Consider the following 9,824-nt stretch of genomic DNA (forward strand, 5'->3'; position numbering starts at 1 on the left):
GCCAGCTTGTAATCAATTTCTTCGTTTGCCATCATAAAATAAACGTGTTAAACTACATTTTGTTGTAGCCTGACACAGTTTACTTTACATTCTCCAAACACCTTATCACCATCAATAAGCATGTTGTAAGGAGATATATTCCATCCCCTAAATTTGTATCCCTTATTTGGAGTAACACTTGGAATTTCACCATATGCAAGAGTAGAATTAGCTTCCTTACGAACATTGGATGCCCCTTCTATCTTGCCATGTTCACCAGCATCAAATCTACAATTAAAGTATTCCACCTTTGGCGGTTCTGGTGGTTCTGGTGTATCAATTGGAGGAACAGGAGGCTCTGGTGGAACTATTGCTTCCTTTTTTGAATATTGAGCAGTAAAAACCATATCAGAAGACACAACGCTTCCAATTGGATTCGGAGACCATCCAACAAATTCCCATCCTTCATCTACATTGACAGCTGGAAGGTCATTGTTTGTCAAAACCGCTCCTTCGGCTCTATTCATACTCTTGTCTAGTTTTGAAACGGAGCCATGTTCACCAGAATCGAAGGAAATCCTATACTTCTTTACATATTCAAAGTCATGAATTACAGATCCAATAACTTTATGCTGATTCTTGTCAAGCGTCATGCCCCAAGCAACAAGATATACTTTATCATCTCCACAATAAACCCTATCATCATCTATATACTTAATGGCTCCTGCCATAATCTGCAAATCTTCACCATTAAGTTCCATAATAGCGGATTTGTATTTCCTGACCGTGTCATCAAGTATACCTTTATACTTGTCGCGTTCTTCACCTGTTAGTTCAGTCAAACGACTTGGACGCTCATTCCAGTTGTCAACATGCCAGCAGATTTGATCCTCATCAACCAAGTATTCTGGAGTAGCGAGAAAATGCTGTAGATTGGTAGGAATGGCTCTTTTGACAACGCTAAAGACGCTATCATATCTCTTATACATTGGATCATGACCTATACCTTGATAATCGGTAAAATCAGAGACCTCTGTATAGCAGAGCTTTTGTTTTCCAAAAAAAGTATGTCCTGCCATTTACTTATTCTATTTATATAAGGTGTCACAACTATCAATCAATTCTTTTACTTTGGCATTTGCAACTGGATCGACATGAGATATGTCACTCGCATATAGCAAACCAATAGTGACAAGGTTTTCCCATCTCTGGAAGTTGTCCCAAAGAGGCAGTTTCATGAGTGAGTTCTTGTCAACAACATCAATATCAGAAGCGGCATCGAATGCACTTAGAGTCTGCAACAAAGGTTGCGGTTTCCTCACAACATTCCATGCAGAAGGGCTCAAATCAACTTTTATATGACATTTTTCTGCCTTAACACGAATACTCTCAGTTTCCTCATCACTGATATAATTCCTACCAACTGAACTTACAAAATTATTTAGTGTAAGTGAAGCGTAGTCCGCAATTGCATTAGGCTGTTCGTTCAAACTAAACACCTTACAGTAACGATCAATCCTATCAGAAAGCATTTTCTTCACACCCAACTTTTTCAAGAGAGCAGAAAGCATGAACACGACCTCTTCCGAATGAGGTAACATTGGTTCGAGAATCTTTACCTTGTTATTAATATATGCATTCCAATAATCAACGATATGCTTGGTAACAACATCGGCCACCGTCGTAAGTGTTTCGGTCTCACTAGAAACCACTTCTGCGATTGTACAACCACGACTCTTTAGCGCTTCTTCAAGTTTAGCTGTTTCACAACCAAAGAAATCACAAAGTTTCTGTATATTAAGCTGCTTGTTGTCAGATGGATTAATATCAGCCTGTTTTCTAATAAAATTGATTATTGAAAAATCCTTCGGAGTATCTGTATGACATATGATAATATCATAAGCGATATCACGTAGGCTTCCAACTGGTACCATCAAGTTATCGATAATACGACCGAAAATTTCCGGCTTCTCACCAACACTAAGGATAAGTGACATTCTTATATCACTCGCAATTTGCTTAACTTTCTTGTTCTTTGCTTCCTTGTCTTCTGGTTCAAAGTAAACAGAGAGTGTGTTATACATCTCTGCTTTGATATTCATGAGTTGTACAAGATACTTTTTCCTTCTTGCTTCTTCAAGAACACCTGCAATGGAGTCAAGGTTTCGAATAATGGCCTTGGAGCCATCGTTATTAACGGTAGCTACATCATTCCAAGTTGCCTCAGGATTTGCAAAGTGTCGTTTTACAAACTCATTATTAAGGAAACTTGCTTTAAGGTTGTCAAAGTAATCCGGATAATCGGGATGTATATGAACACATTTCTCTTCGGATTTAACAGCGCCATCACTATAACCATCAAAAACGCCATTTTTGTTTGACCAGTAGAAGTCACGCAGAGGATAAATGTTTTGGAATGCGGCTGAACGGAAAAGCCCACCTGTTTTTACCCAATCATCTAACCATCTATTAGGCTTAATGATTTCAGGAAACACAGTATCGAATCGGTTCCAATGGTCATTGAGCTTCTCAATATTTGATGGGTTATCTGTCTTTGTTCTTTCAAGATCAATATTAAATTTTGTCGCGACAAAGAACAGCGGAGCTATACCGTTGGTGTCATTTAGCATACTTGCACGTTCTTCTGGAGTTGTTCCAATATTATCCTCCAACCAACTGTTAATGGTTTCTCCAATTGTAGCTTCTGCTTTCTGATCATTATGATGACAGAACAAAACACTGCTTATACGGAGCGAACGCGAATATTTATTAAACAAGTAAGCCACTTTACCACGACGAAGTATTTTGGGTAATACTGTTCTTATTTCATGTTCTTTGTACTTCTCACGAGAACGAGCTCCAGGAAAGTCCAGAAGATCTAACTTATGAAGGAACTTCCTATCTTCTGCAACAGAAGTAGGCAATTCGAATGTTAATTCAGCTATAAGTGCTGAGAGATTGCCCTTGTGGAAGTCTCTGGCAAGGATATTACCATGACTGTCATATACATCTGTATATATTTCATCTCTTCCTGTATCAATCTCAACACCACATACAGTATCTAACCATTCTATCTTCAATAATGTCCCCTTATCTCGTAGCACCGCAGCAAAAGGAACATATATATCTGTTTGAAAATTCAGTTTTTTATATTCATTAATAAGAACACTGAAAAGATGACTCAATTCTTTATTCTTATTCCATAACAAACTGAATATATCTACCCACTTGTCATAAGAAACATACTGAATAACAGGAGCAACAATTTTGCAAAAGTTTGACTGGTTAACACCTGCTGCAGCATTTCCTATCACATCGTGAATGTAATCAGCAATATCTTTGATATCATCCTCGTCTATTTCTGTTTGAGCAACAATCTTTGATGCCCAAAGACTATTCATCCCTTCAAGCGCCTTGTTGATATCATCATACTTCAAGACATTATCTTGGTTAATCTTGATATCATTATAATACGAATCAGCTAAAAGAAGAATAATATCCACAACAGATAGGTTGCGCACCCTTACGTAATCCTTCATAGCAGGATCACCCTTACTTAGGGTAAATCTTGTAATTACGCCTGTTGATTCTATTTTCGCATTATTACCACCACTTGGGTTCAAGTCATCAATGAAACTGTATGATTTCCCCGCGTTTGTAATTACAAATGGAGAATTTGGGGATGACAACAAACTACTCATCAGGTATGACTTACCAACCTGACTTTCTCCATATGCTGCAGCAGAACAATTTTCTTCAAGTGCTGTGTGTATACGCCTCAACTTACGACGGTATTCTTTAAACACCTCGTAAGGAAACGATTCTTTATCGAACTCTTTAGCCCACGCAATTGAACCATCTATCAATGCGATATGTTTTTCTATATCTTGTAACATAATACTTCCGTTTTGAGGTTAGAAATCAAATGCGCCAGAATCTAGCCAATACTGCTCATCAACACCAAGACTTTGAATATGAATCTCAAGATTACCATCCATAATGTCATTTCCATCTTTATCCGTGATAGCTGATATTGATAGATTCTCCTTATCTTCGTTATCTCGTTCGATAGTCATTTTGAATGGCATTCTCTTCTTCAAAGCATCAATAGTTTCATTAACGAGCCCCATAACTTTAGCATCAGTAGGGCAGTCTTCGTTGCCAAGAATAGCTTTCTTCCTTATTTTGTCAGCCATTTTATGGCGATTAAAATCTATAGAGTACAAAGCACGGCAAGGGTAAGAATCCATTCCGATTTGTCGCACATTCAGTGTTTCTGGAATACTGCTAACTGTCAAATCGCCCCTATTTTGATCGGGAGTAATAAAATACTCAATAGGCTGCCCCTCGCGAGAAGCTTCAATAAAGTTAACCGTAGACTTTAGGTTCTCTTTCAATAAGTCTAGGTTTATAATAAACTTATTAAGATTTGAGAGTTCTGAAGCATAATGACCAATAACTCCACCTATTGCAACAATAGTCTTGGCATTCTTGATATAACCTGTATTCTCTCCGAATGGATACCAGTCACCAACGTAATAGTCATTTAGTACTATCAATCTATTAGGTGAAACCGAATAATATTTCAAGAATATATCTCTGATTGCAGGGAGTGATGCTGGACGACCAGAAAGAAGTACAATATCGCATGCATACGAGTACATAATGGTAGCAACTTTCTTTAATAACGGTTCAAACTCCTTGCGAACGACTTCTGATACGGTTTCTTTGTTGAATCTCCAATTCAATGCAGTAATATCAATATTCAGCTTACGTTTAAACTCATTTATAACCACATCATTAGGAGGACAATCTGAAAAAACATCCGAGTATTTGACGACACAGTCCTTACTATCCTGCTTAAGTAATTCAAGAAAATAGCACATTAAAGGAACCGAGTATTGTATATTAAAATCTTTTCTCAATACTCTGTCAGAAATGGTCTGACCGTTATAGTCTTCACCAAAGAAATCCTTAATTCTCTGACGGTATTCTCTCGTCGAAAGATCCTTTAATTCAGTCCTAAAAGCACTATTCTCATCTAGAAGCATTATGTTCTTGATGAGCGCATGAAGCATGTCATCACCAGCAAAATAGTAACTATCATAAAATTTGGGATCTGGAGTGATTGTGGTCACATCCCCCTTGATGTAAGTGTATTTGCTTATCATCAAGTCGGAGGTGCCAGCACCAATATCTAAAGATCCTACTGTAATTGATGGTTGCTCGTCACCTTCCTCGATTTTCCCATATAGATTAAAGAACTCTTGACAGCAACCTTTATACTTATGACCGACTTCACCATACATGTATACCAATTGTGAACATGTTGCTTCATCATAGTACCATGAGCCATCATCATCCTTCATAGAACGTACTGCAGGAATAACTTCGACAGACTTTCCTGGCTTAGCGTTATCTGCAGGGTTTTTATATTCAAAATTTTCTAGCAAGATGACAGCATCTTTAGCACAATGAATCAAAGCTTCACGTTCTACCTTGGACATTGCAGTTGGACAAGTCACAATAATTCGACGCACCTTTCTTGGCATAGAAGGTTTTCCGAATCCTGTTTTGGTAGAACGATGATTTTCACCATTAATCTGCGTCTTTGCCTGAATAAGCATCTCAAGGAAAGAAAACGTCATCAAAGAACGACGAGAATAGTGGAATGAACTACCACTTTCACCTGCCAGATCCAATTTACCATCACTCTTCAGTTGATTTGTTATTCCACGAACATTAAGTATGTGGTCATCTTTCTCACCATCAAGAACAAGGAATTGCCATTCTTCCTTGTTCGGTCTCCAGTCCCAAAGATAACGTTTGGGACTAGAATACGTAGATAAAGACTCAACTTCATCTGCACTATTAGTTGCAAGATGAATTAAAGAATTTGCCTCTTGACCTAAACGAACAAGGCTGGGATAAACAAACTGTTTACTATCTTTTATGCCAAAATCTCCAAAATCAACCTTGCGAAAGGCAAGCCTCATGTCAAATGGCTCGTTATGCTTGTTGATGAGTATTGAATCGTCAACTTCCTTAATCATGTTCGTATAGTCAACCAATTCCAACTGTCGAACCTGATTAAAATTGGTATTATCTTCTATCAAAAGAGCTGTAGTACGAGAATTACCAATATCAACAACCATATCAACGTCTTTGATCTCAACATCTGTATCTTTGTAAAGCTTAACCTTTGGGAAGGTACCTTGCTTTGCTAGATAGTTTATCAAGAATGTATATGATGCAATGTAAGCCATTCGTCTAACATTAGCACCCTTTATTTGTGATACACGCTGAATTCCAGGATGTACAAGATGTAAAAGGTATTCGTCAATATAGCTCCAATTATTATTAGGCGAACAGTAATCCATCAAATAGAACTCGTTATTGCACAATTCAAAATCCATATCCTCTCTAAAGACATCCGGGAACACAGGACATTCATCATACTCATCATTTTCATAACGAGCCCTTGTATCAAAGGCAAGCAATACGTTGTAGTCTTTCTTTCCTTTCTCTTCGCCTTTTGGAATAAGTTTCACACGTGCCCAATTGAGCGGTCCAAACTTAAATCGCTTTGGTGTACGTTTAAAGAAATAAGGAAATGGAAGCCAAACATTCTCGTATGAAGCTAACTTATTATCTTTATCCGAGAATGTCATGCTAAAAATATCTCCTTTTACACCTGCACAGTTCTCGTCTTCTATGCGAAGTGGTAATATACCATCATTCTTGAGCTCATTAACATCAATCTCGATAGTTGGATCACTCAAATACCCACCTTTATGAAGCTTTAGCTTGTTATAATAGTAACACTCGTCATCAGTGCGTAGTTCGTACACAGGATCCAAACGCCACTCACCATTCTCAGTGTCATACCACTCATGATACCACATTTTAAACCTTTCCTGAGTATTAATACTTATAGGAAAAGTATATATCTGTATGCCAGAGTTCGCAATCAGTTTTATGTCTTCAGCCATTGTATTTTGGTTAGCCGCATCGTCCCCAATTATGCGAATCTTCTCTTTTGGTAACGACACAAAAAAGACGTGGGAACAACTCTTGCCACTCGTCCCACACCCAAAGGCTCTCGCATTGCCCGATATTGAAGAACGAGCAACGCAGAAGCCCACGTCGATATGAATATAGCATCTCATAAATATCACAGATATGACATTATGAGAGATGCATATAAACACATCCCGAGAGCATCTTTCGCTACTCTGCTCTGACAATATCGTTCGAATTTGCGAGATTCTTGGATGTCAAAGACAAAGCGCCTTAAGACGCCTTTTAATTATGTCGCGACTCTTTTATTACTCCCGCCAAATCTGTTTCTTCAGATTGCTGCTTCTCTTAGCATGGCATGGATCAGTCTTATTCATTTACGCAATGTCAGGAGATTCCGATGTCGCGTAACGCTATCAGACTATAAGAGTCAAGTGCAAAGATAAAGAGTTTTTTCGAACTTAACAAACTTTTATGAGAATTTTTGTAAAAAAGTTAATTTCGCAAGGCTTGTGGGGCAAGTATGACGTAGTTTTTTGCTGCAAAAAAATGAGATTACTATTGGTGTTTTCAAATTTATATGTATATTTGCGCAATAAAAACTGTTTAGGGATGGAAAGAATACATTCGGCAAAGGAGCTTTTTCTCAATACACTCATTAATATGGGTATCAAGTATGAGAGCCACAACTACGAAGATACCATCTGGTTTGACTACCAGGATATGGACTTTGAAGCAGAAGAAGATAAGGGAGGTAGGTACATAACCCTGGAGTATATGGACTGGAAAGAACTTCACGATGCCGAGGATGCCTTAAGAATGCGAAGGATTATCAACGAGGTGAGCAGGAAGAGTGATGTAGTTATTTCGTCAACAGTAAAATTTACTTATTATCGCAGAAAAATACTATTCATAGAGGAGATTCCTAATATCGAGGACTACCTGCGTTCTGAACTTCAAGAGTTGATGCGTGTTTACAAGATGGTAAACGAAGCTCTACAGAAAGATAACGAGAATGAGAACGCAGGCAAGTGGCAACCTATAGACATCGAATCTACCCAAACCAAAGACTTGTTTATCAAAACCATCAGGGAAATGGGGTGCGATTACGAGCCATGGAAGGACGAGGAATCGCGTTGTGAAAGCATCGTTTTTGATTACCAGACGGAAACGTATCGTGCAACCTTTTTCGGAGTAACAAAGAAAGTGTTATTAGAGAACCACTATAGCCTATACAATGTGGCGCTAAGCGACATGGATAAAGTAAACCAACTACGCGAGGTTGTAAACAAAGTGAATCAGGAGCATGATGCCGTTACTGTATACACGATCGACTGCGTTACTAATAAGATGTATGCCGAAGCCAGTCATACCGTGCCCTTCATGGCAGAAATACCCAATTTACTTACTTATCTTCATTCCATGCTGAACGACCTCTATTTGGTGCGGATGGACATTAAATGCGAAATGGAAGCTGATGAGATTGAAGAATAATGGATTATGGATCGAGAGGCCAATTAAACATAAGAATCTCCACTTCTTTCAGCGTCTCGTCAGCTCTGATCAAGTCTGTACTGTACAAGCGCATCGCGGCTTGGGGCATCAAGAGTTTCGTTCATAACGTAATTCCTTCGTTCATTACATTAATATAAAAGGGTGTTTTAAATGGGCGATTCTCCCATAGTTTGCGAAGCATAATCATAGGACTGATGAGAACACCTGTGCTGAGTTCAAGATCGTATAGGGCTCCTGACACAGCTTCCTCTCTTTTTAAGTCTCTAGCTTCCCCCCTCAAGTAGAACGAGCACATCAATATCGCTATCGGCACGAGCATCACCTCGTGCTTCAGACCCATACATAATTGCCGTTGCCGTGGGCTCGGTCTTTTTGATGGTCTGTTTTATTCGTTCTACAATCTCTGGTCTTCGCATTACCTTTATATTTCTGCGGCAAAGATAAGAAGAAAACGTGAACTTTGCAAATATTTAGGGAAAAATTTACCAACCTGCGGGGAGGACGATATTGGGAACTTCGTGAGCTTTGGCGAAGAGGGGGGAGATTTCCTCGTTGGTGAAGCCAGCGATGCCACAACCTACTCGGGTTACTAAGAACGTGAGGTCGGGACGGGTTTTGGCGAATTCGATGAATTCATCTACATAGGGTTTGATGGATTCTACACCGCCATGCATGGTGGGAATGCCATAGCTCTGCCCTTGCAGACCTACACCCTGCCCCCAGATGGCACCAAACTTACGATAGGCCAACAGGGCAGCTCCGCCTTCATGAGCCCCAGCCAGGTTGCTACCAAATACAAACACCTCGTTTTCAGCAAGGTCGGTTATACATTCAGGGGTTACTCTTTTCTGTTCCATATGCTTCAGCTCTTTTATCTGGTGCAAAGATACAAAAAAAATCGATACATACGTTGAAACCTTACAAAAGATGAGAAAGTACGGCAGTATTTACAAAATTCTCGTTAACTTTCTACCTGATTCTGCCGTACTTATTTTAGCAAAGTGTCTTACCCTGAAAAACGTTGAATCAAAAAAACGTTTTAAAATGGAGAAAAACGAAGATTCAGATTTATTGGAGTTGCAAGAACTTGCATTGAGACACAAAGAATCCAAAAAGCAAAAAACTTTGGAGGAAAAACTAATGATTGTGAAAGCTCATTTGTTAAATCATGTTCCAATTTCACAATTGAGTGCAGATTTTCATGTAAATAGACTAACTATTCGCAGATGGATTAGTACCTTTGCAGACGGAAAGGTACCTGACAGAAGAAGTAAAGGAACCCCAGATGTTAAACTAAATCCGTCTAGTAT

At 38.8% G+C, this 9,824-nt stretch carries 6 protein-coding genes and 1 pseudogene; 2 read left to right on the forward strand and 5 right to left on the reverse strand.

Annotated elements, in window-relative coordinates; genetic code table 11:
* Nucleotides 1–47 precede the first annotated feature (47 nt).
* From BUB86_RS16590 to BUB86_RS16600, 3 genes are read right to left on the reverse strand one after another with little or no spacing between them, the layout of a single operon-like run.
* Complete coding sequence (locus tag BUB86_RS16590) at nt 48–1,058, reverse strand: InlB B-repeat-containing protein (RefSeq protein WP_073211781.1); 1,011 nt, start codon at nt 1,056–1,058, stop codon at nt 48–50.
* A gap of 9 nt (nt 1,059–1,067) precedes the next feature.
* Nucleotides 1,068–3,875: a virulence factor SrfC family protein gene (locus BUB86_RS16595; RefSeq protein ID WP_073211784.1), complete on the reverse strand. Its 2,808-nt coding sequence runs from the start codon at nt 3,873–3,875 to the stop codon at nt 1,068–1,070.
* Between the two features lie 18 nt (nt 3,876–3,893).
* On the reverse strand, nt 3,894–6,971 hold the full coding sequence (locus tag BUB86_RS16600) for a virulence factor SrfB (protein ID WP_073211793.1): 3,078 nt from the start codon (nt 6,969–6,971) through the stop codon (nt 3,894–3,896).
* A gap of 640 nt (nt 6,972–7,611) precedes the next feature.
* Between BUB86_RS16600 and BUB86_RS16605 the strand changes: the two genes are divergently transcribed.
* On the forward strand, nt 7,612–8,493 hold the full coding sequence (locus tag BUB86_RS16605) for a hypothetical protein (RefSeq protein WP_073211788.1): 882 nt from the start codon (nt 7,612–7,614) through the stop codon (nt 8,491–8,493).
* Nucleotides 8,494–8,614: 121 nt separating this feature from the next.
* Here BUB86_RS16605 and BUB86_RS16610 read toward each other — a convergent pair.
* Together BUB86_RS16610 and BUB86_RS16615 are read right to left on the reverse strand one after the other, a co-directional pair.
* A pseudogene (locus BUB86_RS16610) lies at nt 8,615–8,930 on the reverse strand (nucleotidyltransferase domain-containing protein).
* A 66-nt stretch (nt 8,931–8,996) separates the two neighbouring features.
* Nucleotides 8,997–9,371, reverse strand: a complete 375-nt coding sequence (locus BUB86_RS16615; protein ID WP_073211791.1) for a hypothetical protein — start codon at nt 9,369–9,371, stop codon at nt 8,997–8,999.
* Between the two features lie 70 nt (nt 9,372–9,441).
* Between BUB86_RS16615 and BUB86_RS16620 the strand changes: the two genes are divergently transcribed.
* The coding region (locus BUB86_RS16620) for a helix-turn-helix domain-containing protein (RefSeq protein WP_139261732.1) at nt 9,442–9,824 on the forward strand (383 nt) is incomplete at its 3' end.

This window comes from Xylanibacter ruminicola (assembly GCF_900142525.1).
In the GTDB taxonomy this organism is placed as follows: Bacteria; Bacteroidota; Bacteroidia; order Bacteroidales; family Bacteroidaceae; genus Prevotella; species Prevotella ruminicola_A.

What these genes read in the sequence shown, in the direction of transcription:
- BUB86_RS16605 (WP_073211788.1), top strand. Translation starts at nt 7,612, where the DNA reads ATGGAAAGAATACATTCGGCAAAGGAGCTTTTTCTCAATACACTCATT.
- BUB86_RS16595 (WP_073211784.1), bottom strand. Translation starts at nt 3,875, where the DNA reads ATGTTACAAGATATAGAAAAACATATCGCATTGATAGATGGTTCAATT.
- BUB86_RS16590 (WP_073211781.1), bottom strand. Translation starts at nt 1,058, where the DNA reads ATGGCAGGACATACTTTTTTTGGAAAACAAAAGCTCTGCTATACAGAG.
- BUB86_RS16615 (WP_073211791.1), bottom strand. Translation starts at nt 9,371, where the DNA reads ATGGAACAGAAAAGAGTAACCCCTGAATGTATAACCGACCTTGCTGAA.
- BUB86_RS16600 (WP_073211793.1), bottom strand. Translation starts at nt 6,971, where the DNA reads ATGGCTGAAGACATAAAACTGATTGCGAACTCTGGCATACAGATATAT.